Origin of the sequence: Gynuella sp., from assembly GCF_050297175.1 — a bacterium.
Taxonomy (GTDB): Bacteria; Pseudomonadota; Gammaproteobacteria; order Pseudomonadales; family Natronospirillaceae; genus Gynuella.
The window spans coordinates 142,886-169,316 of record NZ_JBNKSF010000019.1 but is presented as its reverse complement, the minus strand read 5'-3'; the positions used below and the strand labels follow the sequence as shown (position 1 = coordinate 169,316).

18 protein-coding genes are annotated in these 26,431 nt (G+C 45.9%); 15 read left to right on the top strand and 3 right to left on the bottom strand.

The window, feature by feature from the left end; genetic code table 11:
* The first annotated feature begins 67 nt into the window (after window positions 1–67).
* Entirely contained in the window at window positions 68–2,236 is a 2,169-nt protein-coding gene (gene fadB, locus ACQY6I_RS07920) for a fatty acid oxidation complex subunit alpha FadB (protein WP_428240932.1), read from the top strand.
* Window positions 2,233–3,408 carry an acetyl-CoA C-acyltransferase FadA gene (gene fadA / locus ACQY6I_RS07915; RefSeq protein ID WP_428240931.1) on the top strand — a complete coding sequence of 392 codons (1,176 nt, stop codon included), beginning with the start codon at window positions 2,233–2,235 and terminating at the stop codon, window positions 3,406–3,408. The genes fadB and fadA overlap by 4 nt, the downstream gene beginning before the upstream one ends.
* A 46-nt stretch (window positions 3,409–3,454) precedes the next feature.
* Here the strand turns inward: fadA and ACQY6I_RS07910 are convergent, their stop codons facing one another.
* The gene (locus ACQY6I_RS07910; RefSeq protein WP_428240930.1) at window positions 3,455–4,150 is read right to left on the bottom strand and encodes a hypothetical protein; all 696 of its coding nucleotides are present in this window, start codon (window positions 4,148–4,150) and stop codon (window positions 3,455–3,457) included.
* Between the two features lie 196 nt (window positions 4,151–4,346).
* Here ACQY6I_RS07910 and topA point away from each other — a divergent pair, with 196 nt between their 5' ends.
* Window positions 4,347–6,968: a type I DNA topoisomerase gene (topA, locus tag ACQY6I_RS07905; RefSeq protein WP_428240929.1), complete on the top strand. Its 2,622-nt coding sequence runs from the start codon at window positions 4,347–4,349 to the stop codon at window positions 6,966–6,968.
* 1,196 nt (window positions 6,969–8,164) lie between these two features.
* Here the strand turns inward: topA and gltA are convergent.
* Entirely contained in the window at window positions 8,165–9,442 is a 1,278-nt protein-coding gene (gltA, locus tag ACQY6I_RS07900) for a citrate synthase (RefSeq protein WP_428240928.1), read from the bottom strand.
* A 639-nt stretch (window positions 9,443–10,081) separates the two neighbouring features.
* On the opposite strand from gltA, the gene sdhC reads away from it, so the two are divergent.
* The 12 genes from sdhC (at window position 10,082) to ACQY6I_RS07840 (ending at window position 24,659) form a co-directional block, all read left to right on the top strand.
* On the top strand, window positions 10,082–10,528 hold the full coding sequence (sdhC, locus tag ACQY6I_RS07895) for a succinate dehydrogenase, cytochrome b556 subunit (protein ID WP_428240927.1): 447 nt from the start codon (window positions 10,082–10,084) through the stop codon (window positions 10,526–10,528).
* Window positions 10,528–10,872, top strand: a complete 345-nt coding sequence (sdhD, locus tag ACQY6I_RS07890) for a succinate dehydrogenase, hydrophobic membrane anchor protein (RefSeq protein WP_428241016.1) — start codon at window positions 10,528–10,530, stop codon at window positions 10,870–10,872. The genes sdhC and sdhD overlap by 1 nt, the downstream gene beginning before the upstream one ends.
* Before the next feature lie 3 nt (window positions 10,873–10,875).
* Window positions 10,876–12,648, top strand: coding sequence for a succinate dehydrogenase flavoprotein subunit (sdhA, locus tag ACQY6I_RS07885; RefSeq protein ID WP_428240926.1), 1,773 nt, complete (start codon window positions 10,876–10,878; stop codon window positions 12,646–12,648).
* An 11-nt stretch (window positions 12,649–12,659) separates the two neighbouring features.
* On the top strand, window positions 12,660–13,367 hold the full coding sequence (locus tag ACQY6I_RS07880) for a succinate dehydrogenase iron-sulfur subunit (RefSeq protein ID WP_428240925.1): 708 nt from the start codon (window positions 12,660–12,662) through the stop codon (window positions 13,365–13,367).
* A 143-nt stretch (window positions 13,368–13,510) separates the two neighbouring features.
* A complete protein-coding gene (locus tag ACQY6I_RS07875; RefSeq protein ID WP_428240924.1) occupies window positions 13,511–16,357 on the top strand; it encodes a 2-oxoglutarate dehydrogenase E1 component in 2,847 nt (948 codons plus the stop codon).
* A 35-nt stretch (window positions 16,358–16,392) separates the two neighbouring features.
* Window positions 16,393–17,607 carry a 2-oxoglutarate dehydrogenase complex dihydrolipoyllysine-residue succinyltransferase gene (gene odhB, locus ACQY6I_RS07870; RefSeq protein ID WP_428240923.1) on the top strand — a complete coding sequence of 405 codons (1,215 nt, stop codon included), beginning with the start codon at window positions 16,393–16,395 and terminating at the stop codon, window positions 17,605–17,607.
* Between the two features lie 83 nt (window positions 17,608–17,690).
* Window positions 17,691–19,133, top strand: a complete 1,443-nt coding sequence (lpdA, locus tag ACQY6I_RS07865) for a dihydrolipoyl dehydrogenase (protein ID WP_428240922.1) — start codon at window positions 17,691–17,693, stop codon at window positions 19,131–19,133.
* 130 nt (window positions 19,134–19,263) lie between these two features.
* Window positions 19,264–20,430 (top strand): ADP-forming succinate--CoA ligase subunit beta, encoded by a 1,167-nt coding sequence (gene sucC / locus ACQY6I_RS07860; protein ID WP_428240921.1) that lies wholly within the window; start codon window positions 19,264–19,266, stop codon window positions 20,428–20,430.
* Between the two features lie 2 nt (window positions 20,431–20,432).
* Window positions 20,433–21,305 (top strand): succinate--CoA ligase subunit alpha, encoded by an 873-nt coding sequence (gene sucD, locus ACQY6I_RS07855; RefSeq protein WP_428240920.1) that lies wholly within the window; start codon window positions 20,433–20,435, stop codon window positions 21,303–21,305.
* 449 nt (window positions 21,306–21,754) lie between these two features.
* Complete coding sequence (locus ACQY6I_RS07850; RefSeq protein WP_428241015.1) at window positions 21,755–22,822, top strand: sulfotransferase; 1,068 nt, start codon at window positions 21,755–21,757, stop codon at window positions 22,820–22,822.
* Between the two features lie 2 nt (window positions 22,823–22,824).
* The gene (locus ACQY6I_RS07845; RefSeq protein WP_428240919.1) at window positions 22,825–23,964 is read left to right on the top strand and encodes a glycosyltransferase; all 1,140 of its coding nucleotides are present in this window, start codon (window positions 22,825–22,827) and stop codon (window positions 23,962–23,964) included.
* Entirely contained in the window at window positions 23,961–24,659 is a 699-nt protein-coding gene (locus ACQY6I_RS07840) for a DUF2334 domain-containing protein (RefSeq protein WP_428240918.1), read from the top strand. Before ACQY6I_RS07845 ends, ACQY6I_RS07840 begins: the two co-directional genes overlap by 4 nt.
* A 326-nt stretch (window positions 24,660–24,985) precedes the next feature.
* Here ACQY6I_RS07840 and ACQY6I_RS07835 read toward each other — a convergent pair whose 3' ends face one another.
* Window positions 24,986–26,332 (bottom strand): MFS transporter, encoded by a 1,347-nt coding sequence (locus ACQY6I_RS07835; protein ID WP_428240917.1) that lies wholly within the window; start codon window positions 26,330–26,332, stop codon window positions 24,986–24,988.
* Window positions 26,333–26,431: the final 99 nt, after the last annotated feature.

The window sequence follows — 26,431 nt, the reverse complement described above, 5'->3', positions numbered from 1 at the left end:
GTGGGTGGGATTTGTCTGATCGTGACTTCTGAATAACAACTATAAATCCTTACAGGAGGCCTGTTGGATGATCTTCAATGGAGACGCTTTTTCAGTGACTTTGGGTACAGACGGCATCGCTGAACTCAAATTTGACCTGAAAAACGAATCAATCAATAAATTTACTCGAGATGCCATTACAGAGTTGAAACAGGCAGTTGAGGCAATCGCCGCCAGTTCAGAAGTCAAAGGTGTCGTTGTCACCAGTGCTAAAGAGTCGTTTGTCGTTGGTGCAGATATTACTGAATTTGGTGCCATGTTTGCGCTGTCGGAAGAAGAGATCGTCAGCGATCTTCTTAAAACTCACGGGATTTTTAACAGTTTGGAAGACCTTGAAGTGCCAACTGTGACGGCTATCAACGGTATTTGTCTTGGCGGAGGATTTGAGCTGGCTTTGGCTACGGACTATCGTCTCATGGCACCAGCAGCCAAAGTCGGATTGCCAGAAGTCAAGTTAGGAATCTTTCCCGGCTTCGGCGGTACAGTCAGATTATCCCGGCTGATCGGTGCGGATAATGCTATTGAATGGATATGCTCCGGCAGTGAAAAGCGTGCCAATGATGCTTTAAAGTATGGTGCTGTGGATGGAGTGGTTGAACTCGATGGGTTAACTGCAGCTGCTCGCCAGATGGCTATCAGAGCTGCAAGCGGAGAGCTTGATTTTCGTACTCGCAAGCAGGAAAAAAAGGCTGAGCTCAAGCTGAACAACATAGAAGGCATGATGGCATTTGAGACTGCGAAAGGGTTTGTAGCTGCAAAAGCAGGTCCGCACTATCCAGCTCCTGTGACCGCCATTAAAGCGATTCAGAAACATGCTTCTCAAACCCGTGATCAGGCTGTTGAAACAGAAGCTCGTGGTTTTGCCAAAGTGGCTAAAACCAAGGTGGCGGAAAATCTGATAGGCCTGTTTCTGAAAGACCAGTATCTGAAAAAGACCGCGAAGAAATGGCAGGCTGAAGCCGCTGGTGTAAAAAAAGCCGCTGTTCTCGGGGCTGGAATCATGGGGGGCGGAATCGCCTATCAGTCCGCTTCAAAGCACATTCCTATTTTAATGAAGGATATTAATGAAGGTGGTATCAAACTGGGATTGGATGAGGCTGCCAAGCTGACTTCCAAACAGGTGGAGCGCGGCCGCCTGACAACTATGGATATGGCCACAATTTTAAACGATATTCGACCAACACTCAGTTATGGCGATTTTGATGATGTTGATGTTGTGGTTGAAGCTGTGGTCGAAAATCCCAAGGTCAAAAAGTCCGTATTGGCTGAAGCAGAAGATCAAATTGGGCAGGATAAGGTTCTGGCCTCAAACACCTCCACTATTTCCATTACAGAGCTGTCTACTGCGTTGAAAAGACCCGAAAACTTCTGCGGGATGCATTTCTTTAACCCTGTCCATCGCATGCCATTGGTAGAAGTGATTCGTGGTCAAAAAACCAGCGATCAGACTGTGGCAACGGTCGTGGCCTATGCGCAGAAGCTTGGAAAAACCCCGATCGTTGTCAACGATTGTCCAGGATTTTTGGTGAATCGTATTCTATTTCCATATTTCGGTGGATTTGCAATGTTGGTCCGTGATGGAGTTGATTTCCAGCGTATCGATAAGGTTATGGAAAAATTCGGATGGCCGATGGGTCCTGCATATCTGATGGATGTCGTGGGTATAGATACGGGAGTTCATGCCCAGGAGGTTATGGCTGCCGGTTTCCCTGATCGTATGTCTCAGGACTTTAGCAGTGCTATCCAGGTTATGTATGAACATAAACGTTATGGACAAAAAAACAATGTCGGCTTCTATCGTTATGAGCTGGATAAAAAAGGTAAGCAGAAAAAAATTACCGATCCTGAAAGCTATGAACTGATTAAGCCGGTTCAGGTTGTGCAAGCTGAACTGACCGATGAGGACATTATCGCCCGCATGATGATACCGCTGTGTCTGGAAACTGTTCGTTGTTTAGAGGATGGTATTGTATCGACTGCAACAGAAGCGGATATGGGACTGGTGTATGGCATAGGTTTCCCGCCATTCCGCGGTGGTGCTCTAAAGTATATAGATGACATGGGCGTAGCTGAATTCCTGGCGCTGACTGAGAAATTTGCTGATCTGGGTGCCCTCTATCAGCCAACGGCCAAACTGACCGACATGGCAAAAAATAATGAAACATTCTTTTCATCAGCCAGAGGGGAGCAGTCATGAATCTCAAAGACAATGATGCAGTAATTATCGATTTTGTCCGTACACCTATGGGGCGCTCCAAAGGTGGTTCATTTCGAAATACACGTGCGGAGAATTTATCTGCTGCTTTGGTTGATGCGTTATTTGATCGCAACCCAAATGCCAATCCGGAACTCGTTGAGGATGTAATATGGGGATGCGTCAATCAGACAATGGAGCAGGGATGGAACATTGCCCGAATGATGTCATTGCTGACCCGAATTCCTCATACCTCATCGGCTCAGACTGTTAGCCGATTGTGTGGTTCATCCATGTCGGCATTGCATACTGCGGCACAAGGTATTCAGACTGGCTTTGGGGATATGTTTGTCATTGGTGGCGTGGAGCATATGGGACACGTGGAGATGATGCATGGGGTCGACCCTAATCCCACTTTGTCCAAGAAGGCGGCCAAAGCATCGGGAATGATGGGACTGACTGCTGAGCTGCTGGGCAAAATGCATGGTATTACCCGTGAGGCTCAGGACGAATTCAGTTTTCGATCTCATCAGCGAGCTCACGAAGCTACCGTTAAAGGCTTTTTCAAAAACGAAATCTTGCCGGTGCAGGGGCATGACTCCAGTGGTACGCCGTTCATGTTGGATCATGATGAGACCATCCGTGCGGACACAACTGTTGAAAAACTGGCAGAGCTTCGGCCAGTATTTGATCCGAAAAACGGTACTGTAACAGCAGGCTCGTCATCTCAGATCAGTGATGGCGCTTCGGCAATGCTTGTGGTGAGTGCCAAAATGGCCAAAGAACTGGATTTAAAACCAAGGGCGATTATCAGAGCCATGGCGGTTGCCGGGGTTGATCCTTCGATCATGGGATATGGACCGGTACCCTCGACTCTGAAAGCACTCGAGCGGGCGGGTATGTCCATCGATGACATTGATTTTGTCGAGCTGAATGAGGCTTTTGCAGCACAGTCCTTACCCGTATTAAAGGACCTCAAGTTGCTGAGCAAAATGGATGAAAAAGTAAATCTACATGGCGGTGCCATTGCGCTTGGCCATCCGTTTGGTTGTTCCGGTGCGAGAATTACAGGTACTTTACTCAATGTGATGGAGCAGAATGACGGCCAGTTTGGGCTGGCAACTATGTGTATTGGTTTGGGGCAAGGAATCTCGACTATTATCGAACGAGTATAATGTAGCGGTTCAGGATCCCGGAAAGGATTCCGGGTGTTCATTTTTTTCAGGCCTCAGAATCCTCTTTCTTATCTTCTTCAGATGCAAAAATACCTGAGATGAGTTTTGATATTCGTTTAATTTCCTGAGTTTTTCCATCATAAGAAATGTCGCTGGATAATAATAAGTCCTTTGCGTGTTTGTAATAGTTGGCTGCAGATATGTGGTCTTCCTCTTTATGGCTCTTTTCTCCTTGATTCAGATAAGCCTCGACTTCCAGTGTTAAAACTTTTTTCCGTAGGCGGTGTGTGTGGGCCATCATGTCATGGTCAGAAATGACATGGTGGTGGCGCATATAACGTAATAATTTGTAAGTTTTAACTGCATAACGCTTGAGTTCGGCGATCTGACGGTCATTGGTTGGAGCCTCAGCTTCTATAGTTCCAGCATTGAGTTCCTCGCACATTAGTCTGGCTCTTTCTAAATCTGATGTGATATTTCTGTCGTGTGGTGCCAGGGCTGCCCGTTGTTCATGCTCAGATAGAAAGTATTCACAGATGATGGCCATTAGAGCAGGGTCTCCATCATAGTGTTTGAGTACATTAATGATATCTTCGGTGTCGTTTGCCAGCTGTTTGAGTTTCCTAAGCTTGGCTTTAAGTTCGCGTTCCTGTTGTTCCCGTATTGCTGCTTTTTTAGAGATCCAAAGCCCGAATACCATTAATAGAAACAGAGTAAAAACAAGTAGTGTCAACCAAACCATGAGGACATTCTGATAAGGGTTAAAAAGGATTTTCCTTAGTCTAGCAGTGTTTTAGGGTTTCTGAACGAGTGTTTTTATTCTAACCTGAATAATTAGATCCGGCTTGACCCGGATGGCTTAAAAAGATATACCTCGCGCCTTTGTCATATTATCAGTGTTATTTTTTTTGTTCAGTTGAACTATACGGGAATCACTTATGGGTAAATCGCTGGTTATCGTTGAGTCGCCTGCGAAAGCTAAAACAATCAATAAATATCTTGGAAAAGAGTACATCGTTAAGAGTTCCATTGGTCATATCCGAGATCTTCCCGTTGGCGGTCAGGGAAGTAAGACTGATCCCAAAGAGCGTGCCAAAGCTGCGGCAGCGACCCGCAAGATGAGCCCTGAGGAGAAGGAAAAGCATCGCCGTCAGAAAGCCAAAGAACAGTTGTTTACCAGAATGGGGATTGAACCCGAAAACAATTGGGCGGCGAAATACCAGGTCTTACCTGGCAAAGAGAAAGTTGTTGATGAGCTTAAACGCCTGGCCAAAGATGCAGACACTATTTATCTCGCGACGGACTTGGATAGAGAAGGGGAGGCTATTGCCTGGCACCTTCGTGAATCCATTGGAGGGAGCGAAGATAAGTATAAGCGCGTTGTATTTAACGAGATTACCAAGAATGCCATTAAAGAAGCGTTCTCGGCACCCGGTTCGCTGGACATTGATCGAGTAAACGCCCAACAGGCCCGCCGCTTTTTGGATCGTGTTGTGGGATTTATGGTCTCGCCACTGCTCTGGAGTAAAGTTGCCAGAGGTTTATCTGCAGGTCGTGTTCAATCTGTGGCAGTGCGGCTAATTGTTGAGCGGGAACGGGAGATTCGGGCATTTACTCCAGAAGAGTTTTGGCAATTATATGCCAATACCCAGTTGCCTGGTAAGAAAGCTGAGCTGCGTCTGGAAGTGGTTAAGCATGCTGGCGAAAATTATCGTCCGACGAACAAGGCAGACAGTGATCGAATGGTGGCTCTGTTGGAAGGGTTGCCGATTTCAGTTGCAGATCGTGAGGATAAGCCTACTTCCAGCAAACCAAGCGCACCATTTATTACTTCAACGCTGCAGCAGGCCGCCAGTACTCGGTTGGGCTTCAGCGTTAAGAAAACCATGATGCTGGCACAGCGCTTGTATGAAGCGGGTTATATTACCTATATGCGGACAGACTCTACCAATCTGAGTCAGGATGCCATAACAGCTGTAAGAGACTATATCGAAGGTAATTACGGCGACCAGTACCTCCCCAAGAGCCCTGTTCAGTATGGTAGCTCTGCGAGTGCGCAAGAAGCTCACGAGGCTATTCGTCCATCTGATGTCAGCGTGTCCTCAACCCAGCTGGCTAATATGGAGCGTGATGCTGAGCGTCTATATGAGCTTATATGGAGGCGTTTCGTGGCGTGTCAGATGACGCCAGCTAAATATAAAAGCTCTACCATTACGGCCAAGGCGGGAGAATTTGAGCTCAAAATCAAAGGCCGGATTCTGGTGTTTGATGGTTATACCAGGGTTTTGAGTCAGTCTTTGAAAAAAGAGGAAGACGTTGTTTTGCCTGATGTTCAGGTAGGAGATGATCTCAAGCTATTGTCTCTGGATCCATCTCAGCACTTTACCAAGCCGGCGCCAAGATATTCTGAAGCGGCCTTGGTAAAAGAGTTGGAGAAAAGAGGGATTGGCAGGCCGTCTACCTATGCTTCCATTATTTCCACTATTCAGGAACGAGGTTACGTATCTATGCGTAACAAGCGTTTTTATGCGGAAAAAATGGGTGATATTGTTACTGACCGCTTGGTTGAGAATTTTAATGATCTGCTGGACTATAACTTTACCGCCAATATGGAGCAGACACTGGATGCGATCGCTGAAGGTGACCGTAATTGGATAGATACGCTCAACAGCTTTTACGCTGACTTTACCCAGCAGTTGGATCATGCTGAAGCGGGAATGAGACCCAATCAGGCGGTGGAAACCGATATTGATTGCCCCACCTGTGGGCGCAAAATGGCGATTCGGAATGGGAGCACCGGGGTGTTTTTGGGTTGTACCGGCTATAACCTTCCTCCGAAGGAACGCTGTAAAAGCACGATTAATCTGATACCCGGTGATGAAGTGGTGGATGCCGATGCGGATGATGAGGCTGAAAGTAAGGCGCTGAGGGCCAAAAAAAGATGTCCCGTCTGTGACACCGCGATGGAAAGCTTTCTCTTGGATGAGCATCGGAAAATTCATATATGCGGAAATAATCCTGATTGCCATGGCTACGAAATCGAGCTGGGTGAGTACAAGATCAAAGGCTATGATGGTCCCGTGCTGGAGTGCGATCGTTGTGGTTCTGAGATGCAGCTGAAAAATGGTCGGTTTGGCAAGTATTTTGGCTGTATGAATGATGAGTGTAAAAACACCCGTAAGTTGCTGAAAAATGGTGAGCCAGCGCCGCCAAAAGTAGATCCAATTCCGATGCCGGAACTTAAATGTCAGAAGGTGGATGATACGTATGTTCTGCGGGATGGTGCTTCAGGCTTATTTTTGGCTGCTAGCCAGTTTCCCAAGAATCGCGAAACCCGTGCGCCACAGGTTCAGGAGCTGATTCCTCATAAATCGGAAATAGATCCGAAATATCAGTACCTGTTGTCTGCGCCGACGCATGATCCTGATGGGAATCCTGCGACCATTCGCTTCAGTCGTAAGAATAAAGAGCAGTACGTTATGAGTGAAGTAGAAGGTAAGGCGACGGGCTGGAAAGCCTTTTACCGAAATGACCAGTGGCAAGTGGACGCCAAAAAATAAAGTCGGCCATCAAAAAGCCCTCTGGTGAAGCAATGCTGTTCATGTAAGCAGAGCAGCATTGCGATCCACTGGATAACGGGCTAACCGTCCGGGGTGTCGGGCGGTTATCCAAAAAACTTCCTACCCCGTTCTCAACTTGGATAGCCTTTCTCGTGGTTCCTGACAAGGAATTTGCCACAGCCATGACAATTAATTGCACTGCAATATAACTGGCATGTCGGCTTAAAACTCATTTCTGAAGGCACTCTGTCAAGCGCTATGGGATCTGACTCAGCATTGTGGGTCAGCAGAAGCTTTCTAATGCTTGCTCAATCAAATTGACTTTTAAGTCCTCAGTATGGTCGCATTTTGTTGTGTGGAGCTTTTGAGACCCCGAATGTCTAGTGTAGTGTCTCAAATAAAACGCACATTTAAATGGGCCGCCGAATTCATTTTGCAAATTTACGTTAAGTTCAACAAACGGCGTCCCACTCTTCGAGAAGCCCTCAAGACGCTCAAAGCTTCGTTCCAGCTCGTGACAAGGGAATGACCATTGCGCCTCGCTGTGAACATCTTGAGGTGCTTTTTTAATATAGGTCTTATTCAAGACACTACACTGGTGTAATTTTGATAAAGCATAATAACTATTTCTGTGCTGTATATTTCGAGTGAAAGAAAGCTAAACATGGTTTTGGGTGCTTTTTTAATGGGGGCGTGACACCGTGAATTTGCCAGAATTTGGGTAAGTCGGGGTTCTTCTTTCGAGTCACTACCCGGTCATTTCTTCTTTGATAAGACCTTGGTGTTTGGGGGTTGTGGCTGCCTGGGAGGGACTTAATAATAAGTCTGCATATCATCAAAATGGGTAATTGAGTCATTGGGTATTTGAGCAGGGCATTGATTGGTCGGGGGTGTCGCGATTGATTTGCGCATCCACGACAATATGAGGATTCGCATTCATCAAGGCAGTTGAAGTTGCTTGTTTCAATAGATGTAAGTGGGCTTCACCTATTTCACTAGAATATAGTGAGTAGTCGTACTTCAATCGGAAAAATTGAAATGATCACTGAGATCAAGCAAGGAGTGCTGAAAAGGCAAAAAAAATCCGATGTTATCGATAGCATCGGATTTTCTATTAGCCATGACTAAGTCTCAAGCGCTTGAGTGGCAGAATTGCCTCTAGTGATGGCTTTTTGAGTTACCAGTGTTCACCATTTTCAGGACTTGGGAACCGGGCGCAGTGTTTCTCCGGTATAGAGCTGACGAGGACGTCCGATCTTGTAAGATCCGCCAATCATCTCTTTCCAATGTGCTATCCAGCCTGGGGTTCTACCAAGAGCAAAAATTACCGTAAACATATCAACTGGAATTCCAATGGCTTTAAGGATGATTCCAGAATAAAAGTCGACGTTTGGATAGAGTTTTTTCTCAATGAAATATGGGTCTTCCAGTGCGATTTTCTCAAGCTTGCGTGCAATCTTCAGTAATGGCTCGTTTTCGATGCCGAGAAGATCCAGCACTTCGTCACAAGTGGCTTTCATTACTTTCGCACGAGGGTCATAATTTTTATATACCCTATGACCAAATCCCATAAGCCGGAAAGGATCATTTTTATCTTTGGCTTTAGCAATGAATTCTTCAATGTTGGATTCATCGCCGATTTCTTCCAGCATATTCAGAACTGCTTCGTTGGCACCACCATGGGCTGGTCCCCAAAGAGCGGCAATACCTGCAGCAATACATGCAAACGGGTTTGCGCCTGAAGAGCCGGCCAGACGAACAGTAGATGTGGAAGCATTTTGCTCATGGTCAGCGTGTAAAAGAAATACTTTGTCCATGGCGCGACCCAGAACAGGATCAACTTTATAGTCTTCGCACGGCGTCGAAAACATCATATAAAGGAAGTTTTCAGCGTATGTCAGATCATTTCTTGGATATACAAAGGGTTGGCCCCGTGAATATTTGTATACCATGGCGGCCAGGGTTGGCATTTTTGAAATCAGGCGGTGAGCGGTAATTTCACGGTGGCGTTCGTTACTGATGTCCAGCGAGTCATGATAAAAGGCTGATAGTGAGCCAACCAGGCCGCACATGACTGCCATAGGGTGGGAGTCGCGTCTAAAACCGTGAAAAAATTGATGTATCTGCTCATGAACCATTGTGTGGTGCATGATCATGTCTTCAAAGTTTTTCTTTTCTTCTGCTGAGGGTAGTTCTCCGTAGAGCAGAAGGTAACATGTAGACAGATAGTCAGAATTTTCGGCTAGGTCATCAATAGCATAACCACGATGCAACAATTGACCTTTGCCTCCATCAATAAATGTGATTTGGGACTCACAGGAGGCAGTGGAAACAAAGCCGGGGTCATAGGTAAAATAACCCTGCGCTGTCAATCCCGTTACATCTATTACATCGGGCCCGAGAGTACCTTGATAAATTGGCAGGTCTATGGGTTCTTTGCCATCGATAATCAGTTGAGCCTTTTTGTCAGCCATAAGGGCCTCCTTACATATCTCAGAAGAGCACACATCAACATAGCAGTCTATTGCATTGAGTGGCTGCGTTACTAACTTATTGATCCAAATAAATTGAAAATTATGGTTTTTTCAGCCTGAAATACTGAGTGTGTACCAAGGTAAATTTAGAATTCATCCTCACCAGGTTTCAGTGGTTATCAATCAGGTTCCACGTTGGGACCATATTTTATTGTTTCTGAAAGAAGACAAACATTTAGTTAAGACATCGCGGCCATCACACTCCCGAACAGATTGGTTACCATCAGTTCCAATTGGGTGAAGATATATGCCGAATCTCAACAAAGTGGCGCAAACTATAGGGATCTTATGAATTTGTCAATTTCCTCACAGTATTAGTAGACAATGGTCGTAGAGAGTCCCTTTGCGGAAAAAGCGGATTATGATAAACCTGCAGGTCTGTAGGTGGTTATAGTTATTTTTAATGGCGGCCATTAGCAATCGAGGTTTGTAATTACGGTCCCTGGCCTCTATAATCCCGCCCGTTTTCTGGCCTCAGCAATACCCATTTCATTGACTTGGATATATTTTTTGCTGACAAAATGATGGCACAGGTCATTTTACCTAAAACTTAACGCTTGTTTTTTGGTTAAGTGCTTGATGCTCTCATTTGCTGGTCAGTGCAGTCTAATAAAAAAACGAAGGCTACTATCAAAGAGTGCATCAGCCGTGAATAAAAATCGCCCTGTTAATTTAGATCTGACTACTATTAAGTTTCCCGTCCCCGCAATTACATCCATCCTCCATAGAATCTCAGGCGTATATTTGTTTATAGGCATTGGGTTTTTGGTCTGGATGATGAGTACATCCCTGGAATCACCTGAAGGTTTTATGGCCGTGCAGAGTGTGTTGTCCAGTGGAATTGCCAAGTTGATTCTCTGGATTACTGTATCCGCTGTTCTTTACCATTTCGTTGCAGGAATCAAACACCTGTTTATGGATATGGGTATCGGAGAAAGTAAGGAAGGTGGGCCTAAGATGGCTATAGGTGTTGTGGTAATTTCCGCAGTATTGATTGTCCTGGCAGGAGTATGGATATGGGCGTAATTGTTAGAAATGTCACAAACCTTAGCAGAAGTGGGTTGTCTGACTGGCTGATTCAAAGATTCTCAGCAGTAGTTCTTGCTGCATATACTGTCTTTATTCTGGTGTTTTTAATTGCCAGCCCTGAGTTGAGTTATGCTCAGTGGCATGCTTTGTTTGATCATGCGGCGATGAAGATTTTTACCCTGTTGGCGATGTTGTCATTGGTTGGACATGCCTGGGTAGGTCTATGGACTGTAGCAACAGATTATCTGAAACCTATGGCGATCAGATTTATTTTTCTGGCCGTCGTTGCTATTACATTATTCGTATATCTAATCGTGACCATTACGGCGCTCTGGGGTTAAACAATGGCAAATATGAGAACAATGACTTACGACGCCATTATTGTTGGCGGCGGTGGTGCAGGCATGCGAGCGGCAGTGCAGCTGGCTCAATCAGGCTTTAAAACAGCTGTCGTATCGAAAGTGTTTCCAACACGCTCGCACACAGTATCCGCTCAAGGTGGCATTACCTGTGCTATAGCCAGTTCTGATCCAAACGACGATTGGCGCTGGCATATGTACGACACCGTAAAAGGATCGGACTTTATTGGTGATCAGGATGCGATCGAATATATGTGTTCGGTCGGTCCAGAAGCGGTTTTTGAGCTGGATCATATGGGGCTGCCGTTTTCCCGTACTGAAGAAGGTCGTATTTATCAAAGACCATTCGGGGGACAGTCAAAAGATTATGGTAAGGGTGGTCAGGCTGCCAGAACATGTGCCGCAGCGGATCGTACCGGACATGCGCTATTGCATACTCTTTATCAGGCCAACCTGAAGGCCGGTACACAGTTTTTGAATGAATGGTTTGCTGTTGATTTGGTGACCAATGTTGATGGTGCTGTAGTTGGTGTTGTTGCCCTATGCATGGAAACTGGTGAGACTGTTTATATCCGATCCAAAGCGACGGTATTTGCAACGGGTGGTGCGGGACGTATCTATGCGTCAACGACCAATGCGCATATTAATACCGGTGACGGTATCGGTATGGCTCTGCGGGCTGGGTTTCCGGTTCAGGATATCGAGATGTGGCAATTTCACCCAACAGGTATCCATGGTGCGGGTGTGTTGGTCACAGAGGGTTGTCGTGGTGAAGGTGGTTACCTGGTCAATAAAGATGGCGAACGTTTTATGGAACGTTATGCGCCTAACTATAAAGACTTGGCCAGTCGAGACGTCGTTGCCCGTTCAATGATTCTTGAAATTCTGGAAGGTCGTGGTGCTGGTCCTGAAGGTGATCACGTGTTCCTAAAACTGGACCATCTCGGCGAAGAAGTGCTTAACAGTCGTTTGCCGGGCATTAGTGAGTTGTCCAAAATTTTTGCTCATGTAGACCCTGTGAAGGACATGATTCCGGTCGTTCCTACTTGTCACTACATGATGGGTGGGATTCCGACCAATGTAGGTGGTCAGGCGCTGACTCAGTCTGCTGAAGGTTCGGATCATGTGATCGAAGGTTTTTATGCCTGTGGGGAAGCCGCATGTGTTTCTGTTCATGGGGCTAACCGTCTTGGTGGTAATTCACTGCTTGATCTGGTTGTATTTGGTCGCTCTGCAGGGCTGCAGATCGAAAAAAGCTTGCGCGAGGGCTTTGATACCAAGCCGGCAAGTGATGACGACATTGATCGTGCCATGCAGCGCCTGAATCGATTGAATGCATCTACATCTGGTGAAAAAATCGCTGATGTGCGTAAAGATCTCCAAAACCTTATGCAATTGCACTTTGGTGTTTTTCGCAGAGGTGACAGTATGGACGAAGGATTGCGGAAATTGTCTGTTATTCGTGAACGAGTAGAGAATATTCATTTGCAGGATAAGAGTGCAGCATTTAATACGTCCAGGATTGAAGCGCTCGAACTCGAAAACCTGTTGGAGGTTGCTGAGGCTACTGCTGTTGCTGCTTCTGTACGGACAGAGAGCCGTGGTGCTCATGCCAGAGAAGATTATCCGGAACGTGATGACGAAAACTGGTTGTGCCATTCTTTGTTCTTCCCGGCAGACAAGCGTATGGGGCGGCGTGCTGTAAATTTCGCGCCAAATACTGTTGAGGCTTTTCAGCCTGTTAAGCGGACATACTAAGGAGATTTACAATGAAGGTTAGTATTTACCGCTATAATCCAGATACCGATAAAAAACCATATATGAAAGACTATGAGGTCACTCTGCCCGAGGGCAAAGACCTGATGGTGTTGGATGTTTTACATCTGATCAAGGAACAGGATGACAGTGTTGCATTTCGTCGTTCCTGTCGTGAAGGGGTTTGTGGCTCAGATGGTATAAATATTAATGGTAAAAACGGACTGGCCTGTATTACTCACTTGTCTGAGGTGGTGAAGCCAGGAGGAACATTGGTTGTAAGACCATTGCCCGGGTTGCCTGTTATACGTGATCTGGTTGTGGATATGGGTATTTTCTACAAACAGTATGAGCGAATTAAACCTTATTTGATCAACGAAGAACCTGCGCCGGCAATTGAGCGTTTACAAAGCCCCGCTGATAGAGCGAAACTAGACGGGCTATATGAATGTATTTTGTGCGCATGTTGTAGTACGGCGTGTCCGTCTTTCTGGTGGAATCCAGATAAGTTTGTTGGGCCCTCTGGCCTGCTTCAGGCATATCGTTTTCTAGCTGATAGTCGCGATACAGCAACGGCAGAGCGGTTGGCAGAGCTGGATGATCCATTCTCTGTTTTTCGTTGCCGTGGCATCATGAATTGTGTTGCTGTCTGCCCGAAAGGATTAAATCCGACCCGGGCAATCGGACATATCCGGAATATGCTGCTCCATAACGCAACCTGATACCTTAGATTGCTTATCCAGCAGAAAAGCCGGGCTGTTCTCAGTGACAGACCCGGCTTCTTTAAAAGCAAAGATCACTGAAGAGACGATATTTAATTTAGCAAGAGACCCACATAACTATCTATTGAAACTAAGGTTCAAAGATGCAAGACAGCATAATGGAGCAGCTCTGGGGGACATCCCATCTCGCCGGCGGAAATTCTTCCTATTTAGAAGAAATGTACGAATCTTATCTACGTGACCCTAATTCTGTGCCAGAAGATTGGAGAGCTGAATTCGATAAGCTTCCCCGTGTGAACGCTACTGTTCATTCTGAAGTACCACACTCTCCGATTAAAGATCACTTTCTTCTGCTTTCAAAAAATCAGAAAAAGCTTTCCTCTGCGGTGGTTTCACCCAGTATCACGACAGTGCACGAGCGTAAACAGGTTCGTGTCCATCAGTTGGCTACGGCCTATCGTTTTCGTGGTCACCAGAAAGCAAAGCTTGATCCATTGGGGCTCGAGCAAAGGCCTTCTATTCCAGACCTTGAGTTGCAATATCACGAATTATCGAAAGCTGATGAAGATACGGTATTTTCCTGCTCTCATTTATATGTGGGGAAAGAAGAGGCTACTCTTAAGGAAACAATCGATCTGCTGGAGCAGACTTATTGTTCCTCTGTAGGAGCCGAGTTTACTCATATTGTTGATACTGCCGAACGCCGTTGGATTGAACAGCGTATGGAGTCGGTAAAATCACATCCTGTTTACAGCAACGAAGCGCGTCTTCATATTCTTGAGCGTTTGTCTGCTGGTGAGGGGTTGGAAAAGTATTTGCAGAGCAAATATCCCGGTACCAAACGTTTCGGGCTTGAAGGAGGCGAAGCGCTGATTCCGTTGGTGGATGAGCTGATACAAAGAGCAGGGTCTTATGGAACCAAAGAAATTGTTCTTGGGATGGCTCACCGTGGGCGCCTGAATATTCTCGTTAATATTCTGGGTAAAAGCCCTAGGGATTTGTTTGATGAGTTTGAGGGAAAATCCTTTTATGAGATGGGAAGTGGCGATGTTAAATATCACCAGGGTTTCTCGTCCAATGTTATGACTCAGGGGGGCGAGGTGCATCTGGCGATGGCTTTTAACCCGTCACACCTTGAAATTGTATCACCTGTTGTTGAAGGTTCCGTTCGTGCTCGACAGGACCGCCGCAAAGACCCCGTTGGCACCACTGTATTACCCGTTGCTATTCATGGTGATGCTGCTTTTGCTGGTCAAGGGGTGGTCATGGAAACATTCCAGATGTCCCAGACCCGTGGCTATAAGACGGGTGGTACCATTCACATCATCGTGAATAACCAAGTCGGTTTTACGACCAGTCGCCGCGAAGATGCTCGTTCGACAGAGTACTGTACTGATATTGCTAAAATGGTTCAGGCGCCTATTTTCCATGTTAATGGAGATGATCCTGAAGCTGTTGTTTTCGTCACCCAACTGGCCGTTGATTATCGTCAACAGTTCAAGCGCGATGTCGTTATTGACATGGTATGTTATCGGCGTCGTGGACATAATGAGGCTGACGAACCGGCAATGACCCAGCCGTTGATGTACGAAAAAATCCGTAAAATCAAATCGACTCTAGATCTTTATGGAGAACGTTTGGTTAATGAGGGTGTGATCGATAAAGGCGGTGTGACACAAATGGCCGAAGAATACCGCACGGCCCTGGAAAATGGTGAGCATGTCGCCAAGTCGTTGGTGAAAGAGCCTAACACGTCGTTGTTCGTTGATTGGAAACCATATCTGAATCACCCGTTTTCTGATGATTTTGATACTTCACTTGATCTTCAGTATCTGAGAGAAATTGCTAATCGTATTAATACGGTCCCGGAAGGCTTTCCGGTACAGCGTCAGGTCAATAAGATCATAGAAGACCGTTTGAAAATGGCTGCCGGTGCGATGCCCATCAACTGGGGATTCGCTGAAACTCTGGCTTATGCCACGATTTTAGACTCGAATCATCCCATCCGAATCACTGGCCAGGATGTAGGGCGCGGCACTTTTGTGCATCGACATGTGGTATTGCACAGTACTAAGGATGGCTCTACTTATGTCCCGCTGCGCAATCTGTCAGAAGACCAGCCAGAGTTCGATATATACGATTCTTTCCTATCTGAAGAAGCGGTCCTTGCGTTCGAATACGGCTATGCCACAACAACACCAAATGCCCTAGTCATATGGGAAGCACAATTTGGTGACTTTGCTAATGGTGCCCAGGTCGTTATCGACCAGTTCATAACCAGTGGTGAACACAAGTGGGGACGTCTGTGTGGATTGGTTATGTTATTACCGCATGGATATGAAGGGCAGGGGCCAGAGCACTCATCTGCTCGTCTTGAGCGTTATCTGCAACTGTGCGCAGAGCAGAATATTCAAGTCTGTGTACCGTCGACTCCAGCGCAGGTATATCACATGCTGCGTCGTCAGATCACCCGTAACCTTAGAAAACCATTGGTGGTGATGTCACCAAAAAGTCTTCTGCGTCATAAAGATGCAGTGAGTACTCTGGATGAACTGGCAACCGGTAAGTTTGAAATAGTATTGGATGATCCGGATATTACAGATAAAGACGCGGTTCAGCGGGTTGTTTTCTGTAGCGGCAAGGTATATTACGACCTGCGTGAAAGATGCCGTCGTGATCAAATAACGAATGTTGCACTGGTACGTGTCGAGCAGCTATACCCGTTCCCTGAAGATCGTCTCTACCAGGTTCTTTCTACTTATCCCAAAGTAGAAGATGTTGTTTGGTGTCAGGAAGAGCCTATGAATCAGGGAGCATGGTATAGCAGCCAGCATCATTTGCGTAATGTCATTCACCGACATGATCCGGATTTGTATTTGGTTTATGTAGGTCGTGAGGCCTCTGCTGCTCCAGCTGCAGGTTATATGAAATTACATTTGGAACAGTTAAATAAATTTTTAGAAGACGCCCTGGTTTATCCAAAAAAATAGATCAGGTCCGCATATAGGAGATTAAGGAACCTAAAATGGCAATAGAAATCAAAGCACCCCAATTTCCTGAGTCCGTTGCGGACGGCAGTATCGCTACATGGCATAAAAAGCCTGGCGAACCTGTTCAACGGGACGAACTGCTGGTAGATATTGAAACAGATAAAGTGGTACTCGAAGTCGTTGCACCAGCCGATGGGCAATTGGTGGAAATTTTGAAAGACGAAGGCGATACCGTACTCAGTGTAGAAGTGATTGCAAAGTTCGAAGAGGGCACCGTAAGTGCAGCTGCCCCATCAGCATCTTCAGAAGCTGTAGAAGAAGAGACTGTTCAGGTCGGTAATGTTGCTATGAGTCCATCAGCCAAGCGCTTGTTGGATGAGAAGAAACTGGATGCCGAAAAGATTAAAGGAACAGGCAAGGGTGGTCGGATCAGCAAAGAAGACGTACTGGCATTTATCAACAGTGCGCCGGCCTCTGCTGCTAAACCTGCGAGTCAGCCGGCAGCCAGTTCGTCTGCTCAACCGGTTATCAGCATCCCTGATGGTGAGAAGATTGAAAAACGAGTACCCATGACTCGTTTACGCAAGAGTATTGCCAAGCGCTTGAAAGAAGCTCAGGAAACTGCAGCGTTGTTGACAACATTCAATGAGGTCAACATGGAGCCCGTCATGACTTTGCGTTCCAAATACAAAGACATGTTTGAGAAAGCCCATAATGGCACTCGTCTGGGGTTCATGTCTTTCTTTGTGAAGGCAACAACAGAAGCTTTGAAGCGGTTTCCTGATGTGAATGCTTCTATAGATGGCGATGATATTGTTTATCATGGTTATCAGGATATTGGCATTGCAGTGTCGTCTGATCGTGGCCTGGTGGTTCCTATTCTGCGTGATTGTGACCGCATGAATCTGGCTGATATTGAAGCTCAGATCCGTGATTTCGGGGCTCGTGCCCAGAAAGGCGGTTTGGGACTGGATGAGCTTCAGGGTGGCACGTTTACCATTACTAATGGTGGTGTGTTTGGATCTCTGATGTCTACACCGATTCTGACACCACCTCAAACGGCCATTCTTGGTATGCACAAGATTCAGGAACGTCCAATGGCAGTAAATGGTGAGGTTAAGATTCTTCCAATGATGTATCTGGCCCTGACTTACGATCACCGTTTGATTGACGGAAAAGATGCTGTTCAATTCCTGGTAGCTATCAAAGATATGCTTGAAGATCCAGCCAGAATTCTGCTGGATCTTTGATCTGAAGCTTACCGACAGAGCGGTTACATCACCGCTCTTTTGATTTAATACATGGGTAACATTTACTGAATAGGAAATTTCCAATGGCACAACAATTTGACGTGGTAGTAATTGGTTCGGGGCCAGCGGGCTATATTGCCGCAATTAAATCGGCACAGTTGGGGCAAAAGACCGCTTGCATCGAAAAATGGGTGGATAAAGAAGGTAAAACCTCACTTGGGGGAACCTGTCTTAATGTTGGCTGTATCCCATCTAAAGCATTGTTGGAATCATCTGAAAAATATCATGAGGCTCTCGCTTCTCTTGGTGATCATGGTATTTCCCTCAAAGACGTTAAAATAGACGTCAAAGCCATGATGGCTAGAAAAGACAAGATTGTTAAAAACCTGACCGGAGGCATTGCTGGCCTGTTTAAGGCCAATGGTGTGACCAGTATCGAAGGCACCGGCAAACTGTTGGAAAACAAACAGGTTGAAGTCGCCAAGCATGATGGTTCAACAGAAGTGCTTGAAGCCAAAAATGTGATCATCGCTACCGGTTCTGTACCAGTCGAAATTCCGCCAACTCCGATGCACGAAGATATCGTTGTTGATTCGACGGGTGCATTGGAATTTACAGAAGTGCCAAAACGTCTGGGTGTGATTGGTGCTGGTGTAATCGGGCTGGAACTCGGGTCTGTCTGGGCTCGTCTAGGTTCTGACGTAGTTGTCATTGAAGCTCAGGATAAATTTCTGCCCACTGCGGATCAGGCCATCGCTAAAGCGGCTCAGAAGGTATTTGAAAAGCAGGGGCTGGATATTCGGTTGGGATGTCGGGTGACTGGTTCAGAAGTTAAGGGTAAGCAGGTAGTCGTTACTTACCAGGACAGCGAAGGTGATAAACAAGAGACTTTCGACAAGCTGATTGTCTGTGTTGGTCGTCGCCCAGTAACTGATGCATGTCTTGGGGAAGGCTGTGGAGTTACTCTGGATGAGCGACGTTTTATCTTTGTGGATGATCAATGTCGCACTACCGTTCCCGGAGTCTATGCAATAGGTGACGTTGTACGTGGGCCCATGTTGGCGCATAAAGGTATGGAAGAGGGTGTCATGGTGGCGGAAATTATCGCTGGTCATGAAACCGCTCAGATGAATTACGAGACCATTCCTAATGTTATCTATACTCATCCTGAAATTGCCTGGGTAGGTAAGACCGAAGAGCAGTTAAAAGCCGATGGCGTAGACTACAAGGTGGGCAAAATGCCATTTGCAGCGGTTGGTCGGGCAATGGCAGCCAATGACACTACTGGCATGGTTAAGATTCTGGCTGATAAAGAGACAGACCGCATCCTTGGTATGCATGTATTTGGTTTGTCAGCGTCAGAAATTGTGGCTCAGGGTGTTATTTCCATGGAGTTCATGGCCAGTGCGGAAGATCTGCAATTAACATGTTTTGCTCATCCTACGCTGTCTGAGGCAGTTCATGATGCAGCTTTGGCTGTCGACAACATAGCGCTGCACATTGCGAATCCCAAAAAACGTAATTAAGAAATAATTAAGTAGGAGTAAACCGAACCAAATCTCGGTTTCTCCATGTCTTTAAAATCGGCAGTACCCGGGTCACACCTATTATAACGACAAGTGGCTGGTGGGCTGTACACAGTGAGCGGAACAGGAAATGAACCTTCACGAATATCAAGGTAAACAATTATTCAAGCAGTATGGCTTGCCGGTATCAGATGGCTATGCCTGTGATACCCCTGAAGAAGTCGTCGCAGCAGTTGCAAAAATTCCAGGAGACATGTGGGTTGTAAAAGCCCAGGTTCATGCTGGAGGAAGAGGCAAGGCTGGCGGTGTGAAGCTGGTAAAGAGTGCGGATGAAGCGAAAGCTTTCGCTGAACAGTGGCTGGGTAAAAACCTGGTGACCTATCAGACCGATGAGAATGGTCAGCCTGTTTCAAAAATCCTGGTAGAAGCGTGTACAGATATTGCCGAAGAGCTGTATCTGGGGGCGGTCGTTGATAGATCGACTCGCCGTATTGTCTTTATGGCATCTACCGAGGGTGGTGTTGAAATTGAAAAAGTGGCGGAAGAGACACCCGAAAAAATTCTGAAAGCCACAGTTGATCCTTTGACTGGTGCTCAGCCTTATCAAGGGCGGGAATTGGCGTTTCAATTAGGTTTGAAAGGTCCTCAAATCAATCAGTTTGTCAAAATCTTCACTGGTCTGGCGCAGTTGTTCCAAGACAAAGATCTGGCATTGATTGAAATTAATCCTCTGGTTATCAAGGCTGACGGTGATCTTCACTGTCTGGATGCCAAACTGGGTGTCGATGGTAACGCCTTATATCGTCACAAAGACCTGCAGGATATGAACGATCCTTCACAGGAAGACGAACGTGAATCTCATGCTGCGTCTCATCAGCTTAACTATGTTGCGCTGGATGGCAATATTGGCTGCATGGTGAATGGAGCAGGTCTTGCCATGGGTACGATGGATATCGTTGCCTTGCATGGTGGTTTTCCTGCTAACTTCCTTGACGTAGGTGGTGGCGCAACTAAAGAACGTGTTGCTGAAGCATTCAAAATCATTCTTTCCGACAGTAACGTTAAAGCGGTATTGGTCAATATTTTTGGTGGTATTGTTCGCTGCGACATGATTGCGGAAGGTATTATTGGTGCGGTTAAAGAAGTTGGTGTGACTGTTCCTGTAATTGTTCGTCTTGAAGGTACCAATGCTGAATTGGGTTCAAAAGTACTGGCCGATAGTGGACTGGATATCATCGCGGCGACCAGCCTGACCGATGCTGCTCAACAAGCCGTTAAAGCTGCAGGGGGGAACTGAGCATGTCAATTTTGATCGACAAGAATACCAAAGTGATTTGTCAGGGTTTCACTGGTGGCCAGGGTACTTTCCACTCTGAGCAGGCAATTGCCTATGGTACACAAATGGTCGGAGGTGTGACCCCTGGTAAAGGTGGTCAAGAACATCTTGGTTTACCAGTGTTTAACACGGTTGCTGAAGCAGTCGCTGCGACTGGTGCCGAGGCCTCTGTAATATATGTACCGGCCCCTTTTTGTAAGGACTCTATCCTGGAAGCTGCTAATGCAGGCATTAAGCTGATTGTGGCTATTACTGAAGGCATTCCGACGCTGGACATGCTTGAGTGTAAGGTAAAATGTGATGAGTTGGGTGTTCGGCTGATTGGACCAAACTGCCCAGGAGTGATTACTCCTGGAGAATGTAAGATCGGTATTATGCCTGGTCATATCCATAAACCTGGAAAAGTCGGTATTGTTTCCCGTTCCGGTACATTGACTTATGAGGCTGTTAAACAGACCACTGATTATGGTTTTGGACAGTCTACCTGTGTAGGTATTGGTGGCGATCCGATTCCAGGATCTAACTTCATTGATATCCTAGCAATGTTTGAAAAAGACCCTCAGACAGAAGCGATTGTGATGATTGGGGAAATTGGTGGTACGGCTGAAGAAGAGGCTGCCGCTTATATCAAGGCGAATGTTACCAAGCCTGTGGTATCTTATATTGCGGGTGTCACTGCCCCTAAAGGCAAACGCATGGGACATGCGGGTGCCATTATTTCTGGTGGGAAAGGTACTGCAGATGAAAAATTTGCAGCGCTGGAAGATGCCGGTGTTAAAACTGTACGGTCACTGGCACAAATTGGTGATGCTTTGAAAGAAGTGACTGGCTGGTAAATAAGAAAACAGGAGTGTAGTGCTGGATAATTATTCCAGTTCTCCTGTGACAACAAGTGCATCTTTGTATTGATGTCACTTTTGTACATTCACGCATCTGTGGCATAAATACATCCCTGTACAAAAAACGAAAAGCGGCATCTTGCCGCTTTTTTTATAGATATGATTAAGCAATTGACCGTTGGGATTGGTAAGTACCGTGAACTCTCAGCGCCCGGTGTCATGATGGTGGTGCTATGGTGGGCAGGTGATAAGCATTTAAAGCTATTTGCGATAGGAAAGAACCATATAAGCTATAAAGCTGTTATCATCGAACCTTTATGACCGTTAGTTGATGGAACGTAACAGTATAACAGTGAGATTTAATGATCAGAGCGTATTTCCTCTTTCTTACTAATTGGTGCAAATTATTCTTATGGCTGATATGTCATATCGGTGAATCCAGGGTGATGGGTGTTGCCCGTAATCTGGTCTTATTAGTGCTGATGCCTTTGATGCTGGTGTTATTTCATATTCATTGGTTGGGTTTTTTGTTGGATGAGATTTTGTTTTTAGGTTATCGAAAGATTCCCATCCGTCAGCCCGTGTTTATCCTGGGAGTACCTAGAAGCGGTACGACTTATCTGCAAAGAACCCTCAGTCGTGATACTCAATTTACTACGACAACGCTTGAGGAGTGTTTGTTTGCCCCCTCGATTACTCAGCGTTATGTTTTGTCTTGGTTCAAACGTTTGTTTAGCCCTGTCACTCGTCGACTGTTTCAAAATAAAAACAGCTTTACACAGAGTATGGACCATATCCACTCCTTAGGTCTGGAAGAACCCGAAGAGGACTTTTTGCTGTTGCTTCCGGTGTTATCCAGTTTTATTCAAATGGTTGTATTTCCATCAAATCCACGTTGTTGGAGGCTGGCTTACTTTGATAAGGAGCTGCCAGAACGTGAGCGGGAAGTTATTCTGAATTTTTACTATAAAATGGTTCAGCGTCATTTGTATTTTCATGGCCGGGATAAAATTCTGCTTTCCAAAAACCCTTCTTTTACTTCCTTGACCGGTAGTTTGAAACACTATTTTCCTGATTCCACAATTATTGCTTGTGTCCGGTCTCCAGAAGAGACTGTTCCGTCTCAAATCAGCTCTTTGAAGCCTGCGTTTGATCTTTTGAGGTATGACATTGCGGATACCCAGTTTCAGCAGTCAGTTTCGAAAATGCTGGCACATTATTATGCTTTGATAGAGGAATATTCTGGTATTGAGAATACTTTATATGTGTTGGATATAGGAGACTTGAAATCCCGGTTGTATGACTGTGTTCAGAGCTTGTACGGTAAAGGAGGTTATTCCTTGAGTAGCGAAATGGAACAGTTTTATCAGCAAGAAGCGGAACGTAATCTCGCATACCAAAGTGCTCATCAATATGCCAGAGAGAGCCATCCGGAAAATCATTTTGTCGATTTTGATCAGTTTTGGCCGATGTCAGGTCGAAGTCGTTTACTAAGTAATGCAGCGGAGGGTTGAGAATGACCTTGTTTTCAAACTCAGGTGCGGATCTTGATGAGTTGGCGCAGATCAAAGATATGCGTGTAATGATTATTTCTGATGCTGCTCCCGAACGTAATGGTGTAGGTGCATATTATCAGGACCTTATCCAATACCTGCAGCCTAAAGTAGGGAAGCTGGAAATCATATGTCCGATTATCCTGGAGAATGGACGTTGGCAGGGCGGTTTGAATATTCCGCTTCCTGGTGATACGACACAGAAGTTTTTGATTCCCAACTTTTGGAATATCAAAAAACGGGTCAGGCAGTTTGCTCCAGATGTTGTAATTGTTCCGACACCTGGGTTGATTGGCCTGGCTGGCGCTTTTCAGGGACGAAAACATGGAGCGACGGTTTTGCTAGGGTTTCATACTTGGTTTGAAAAACTGGCTGATATGTATTGGGGGCGAATTGAAGGAGCACTGAATCGGGCGTACTTCTGGGTTTCCAATAAATTGCTGTTCAGGTGGTCGGATATTGTCGTGGCAAACTCTGATGAAATGGTGCAGATCGCCAACGAGTTTGGGTCAAAGAAAAGCTTCAGAGTCGGTACTCCGGTTGCCTTTAATTTCCTTAATCAGCCGCAGGCTGATCCCGTCGATAAAGTTGCCAGAATCTTGTTCGCCGGTCGTCTGGCGGCTGAAAAAAACCTTCCCGCTATTATTGATGCGGCCAGAGCTCATCCAGATTTGGAGTTCAGCATCTCCGGAGATGGTCCAGAGCGTGCCCATGTCGAAAAGGCGACCCTAGAGCTTCCAAATCTAAGATATCTCGGCTGGTTGAATCGAGATGCTTTGATGGCTCAGATTGATCAGCATGACTGTTTGGTTTTGCCATCGCATGTCGAATCCTTTGGCACGATTGCGCTTGAGAGTATGGCCAGGGGACGGATTACGGTTGTGTCGCGAAATTGTGGTATCTGTCAGTGGCCTGAGTTGAATAAAGGGCTGTTTATTATTGAACCGCATTCAAATCTTGCGGATATGATCTCTTCTCTGAAAAGTATCGATTCCAAACTACTGGTGCAGAAGACGAGTATGGGTAGAGCAGCTGCTGAGCAGCTGAATAACTGGAGTATGGGGTTGTGGTATTCGTTGTTGGGTTCACTAAATAAAAAATGAGAACGATTCTTTCTATTCATGACCTTATGCCGGACACCTTCAAGCGGGTGCTGAATATTATTTCCAAGCTGACGGATGCCGGTGTTCCAGCAGACAAAGTTTATCTGTTAGTAGTACCAGGGTTGAACTGGAAGACCGAGCAGATAAACACATTAAAGTCACTTCAGCAGGATGGATTTCAGCTCGCCGGACACGGTTGGCATCATCATATCCACAAAAAAACAAGTCTGTTTCATTATCTGCACTCTGCATTTATCTCACGCAATGTTGCAGAACATTTGTCACTGAGTTCTGCGGAGATTAGTGACATGATTGAAATGAATTACGGCTGGTTTTTGGAAAATGGTATGTCTGCTCCGGAGCTTTACGTTCCTCCAGCATGGGCGATGGGCTGTATTCGACGCAGTGAGCTTATTAAGTTGCCGTTTCGTTATTACGAGTATTCAAGCGGTTTGCTGGATGTTGAAGAGAACAGTTTCAAATCGTTGGCATTGACTGGTTATGAAGCTGATCGTCTTTGGAGGATGCCTGTATTATGGGGTTGGAATCAACTAAACACCCGGCTTTTATCCCGCAATCGCCCGTTGCGAATATCGATACACCCTTATGATTTTGAGTACTATCTGTCCAGTTTCATTATTGATCATATTCGATTGAGTGATCAGCACTTGAGCTGTGCCGATATTTTCGCATAGGTAGGTCGTGTGGTTTTGGGATAGCCTGTGCGACTTCAGAATCTGGTTGGATACTTTGCTGGGGAACCTCCACAAAATGGCCTATTTTCGTGGAGGACGTTGGCAGTTTTGTTCGAATTCGTACCCTCTCTAATCCTCATTTACGCAGTAAGCTATGGTTTTGCGAGCTTGCATCAAAACTATGGCTGTTTTTCAAAAAAGCCAGGCTCATGGTTAAGACAAGCATGGTGACCTTTGTGCGATAGGTGTGGAGATGTAATACCCTTCACACCTATCACAATAGTAGACTGAACAAGGTGAGCGGACTTGGAAGCGAAGCTTTCCGCTTACTCTTCTCTGGCCATTTTCAGGCCTTTTTCCAATGGAACCAGCAAAATGGTAATAGCACCGAGTGCGAAGAATCCGACTATGACCAGTAAGCCGGATTCTCTCCCCATGGTATCAGCCACCAGGGAATAACTCAGGCTGCCAAGAATAGTAGCGCCTTTGGCGAAAAATCCCCAGAATCCAAACAATTCAGCAGAATATTTTTTCGGAGATAGTAATCCCACAATAGCGCGGCTGGCACTTTGCGTGGCCCCTAAACCGGCACCGGTCATCAGTGCGACTGCGGTAAAATAACTGGTGATGGAAATACCCAGGAACTCGGTTACCGGGCGGAGGAAGTAAATGGCTAGGGTACCGACGATCCACCAAACCAGGCTTAAAAAGATGGTTTTTTTAGGACCAATGGCACTTTCGAGGTAACCAAAAGCGACTGCACCAAACAGCGCTGATATTTGTAAAGCGAGAAAAATGTTGGTTTTTTCTGCAGTAGTGAACTTCAGTTCTGCCTCAACATAAATTCCGAAAAATTTAACGATGATTTCGATACCCGCCATATAGAGTAAAAAGACCAGAAAAAACTGAAACAGAATGGGCAGTTGGTGCACGATGGTCCAGGTATGTGCCAGGCGCTTTATAGAGGCTTTAAGTAATGTTGGAAAGTGTATGGTTTCAAAACCCGGTTGGGGTTTTGAACGTTCCTTGACCAACAAAAACGTAGGCAGTGCCGCGAGTAAAAAAAACAGCCCCGTGAACACCATGGCCAGCTGGTTCTGACTGATAAAAGCGGATGTTTCGGTATCAGGATCTGCAGTGATGACTATTTTTAAAGCAATAATCAGGCTGATCAATGCCCCCACATAGCCAACACCCCAGCCAATACCGGATATTTTTCCCATATTCTGCTGGTTGGCGATATCTGTCAGGAATGAAGCACAAAAGACCTCACCAAGCATCCAGGCGGTATTGCTGATGACCACAATGAATATGCCCAACCAGATCTGCCCCGGATTCACCAAGCCCAGCATGGCTGTAAACAGCGCACACAGCAGGGTAGTGATGCCCAGAAAGATTTTTTTACGACCGCTGAAATCACAGAGAATGCCTGTAATGGGAGCGAGCAGCATGGCCAGTACTGTGGATATGACTATCGCTATGGACCAATAACTGTCTTGCCAAACGGCTCCTTCGGGGACGAGATAATTAACGAAGAAAGCACTATAAACGATGGTTATGACCACCGTAGTGTAGGCAGAGTTAGCAAAGTCATACATGGCCCACCCGAATATTTCTCGTTTTTTGACGGGCTGATCCATGTCTTTTGTGTGAGCCCCTGCCTGGATTGTCATAATCTATCCTTTAAATGGTCTATGTTGATCAATAAACCGGCATCATGCCAAGTTCCCCACTTGAATTGAAGCAATAAACCCCTATAAACCGGCAAGTCT

Excerpts from the sequence above, each read along its gene's own strand:
- fadA (WP_428240931.1), top strand. The coding sequence starts at position 2,233 with ATGAATCTCAAAGACAATGATGCAGTAATTATCGATTTTGTCCGTACA.
- ACQY6I_RS07840 (WP_428240918.1), top strand. The coding sequence starts at position 23,961 with ATGAGAACGATTCTTTCTATTCATGACCTTATGCCGGACACCTTCAAG.
- ACQY6I_RS07850 (WP_428241015.1), top strand. The coding sequence starts at position 21,755 with ATGGGTGTTGCCCGTAATCTGGTCTTATTAGTGCTGATGCCTTTGATG.
- gltA (WP_428240928.1), bottom strand. The coding sequence starts at position 9,442 with ATGGCTGACAAAAAGGCTCAACTGATTATCGATGGCAAAGAACCCATA.
- ACQY6I_RS07910 (WP_428240930.1), bottom strand. The coding sequence starts at position 4,150 with ATGGTTTGGTTGACACTACTTGTTTTTACTCTGTTTCTATTAATGGTA.
- sdhA (WP_428240926.1), top strand. The coding sequence starts at position 10,876 with ATGGCAAATATGAGAACAATGACTTACGACGCCATTATTGTTGGCGGC.
- ACQY6I_RS07875 (WP_428240924.1), top strand. The coding sequence starts at position 13,511 with ATGCAAGACAGCATAATGGAGCAGCTCTGGGGGACATCCCATCTCGCC.
- fadB (WP_428240932.1), top strand. The coding sequence starts at position 68 with ATGATCTTCAATGGAGACGCTTTTTCAGTGACTTTGGGTACAGACGGC.
- sdhC (WP_428240927.1), top strand. The coding sequence starts at position 10,082 with ATGCTCTCATTTGCTGGTCAGTGCAGTCTAATAAAAAAACGAAGGCTA.
- ACQY6I_RS07880 (WP_428240925.1), top strand. The coding sequence starts at position 12,660 with ATGAAGGTTAGTATTTACCGCTATAATCCAGATACCGATAAAAAACCA.
- topA (WP_428240929.1), top strand. The coding sequence starts at position 4,347 with ATGGGTAAATCGCTGGTTATCGTTGAGTCGCCTGCGAAAGCTAAAACA.
- ACQY6I_RS07845 (WP_428240919.1), top strand. The coding sequence starts at position 22,825 with ATGACCTTGTTTTCAAACTCAGGTGCGGATCTTGATGAGTTGGCGCAG.
- sucD (WP_428240920.1), top strand. The coding sequence starts at position 20,433 with ATGTCAATTTTGATCGACAAGAATACCAAAGTGATTTGTCAGGGTTTC.
- sucC (WP_428240921.1), top strand. The coding sequence starts at position 19,264 with ATGAACCTTCACGAATATCAAGGTAAACAATTATTCAAGCAGTATGGC.
- odhB (WP_428240923.1), top strand. The coding sequence starts at position 16,393 with ATGGCAATAGAAATCAAAGCACCCCAATTTCCTGAGTCCGTTGCGGAC.
- lpdA (WP_428240922.1), top strand. The coding sequence starts at position 17,691 with ATGGCACAACAATTTGACGTGGTAGTAATTGGTTCGGGGCCAGCGGGC.
- ACQY6I_RS07835 (WP_428240917.1), bottom strand. The coding sequence starts at position 26,332 with ATGACAATCCAGGCAGGGGCTCACACAAAAGACATGGATCAGCCCGTC.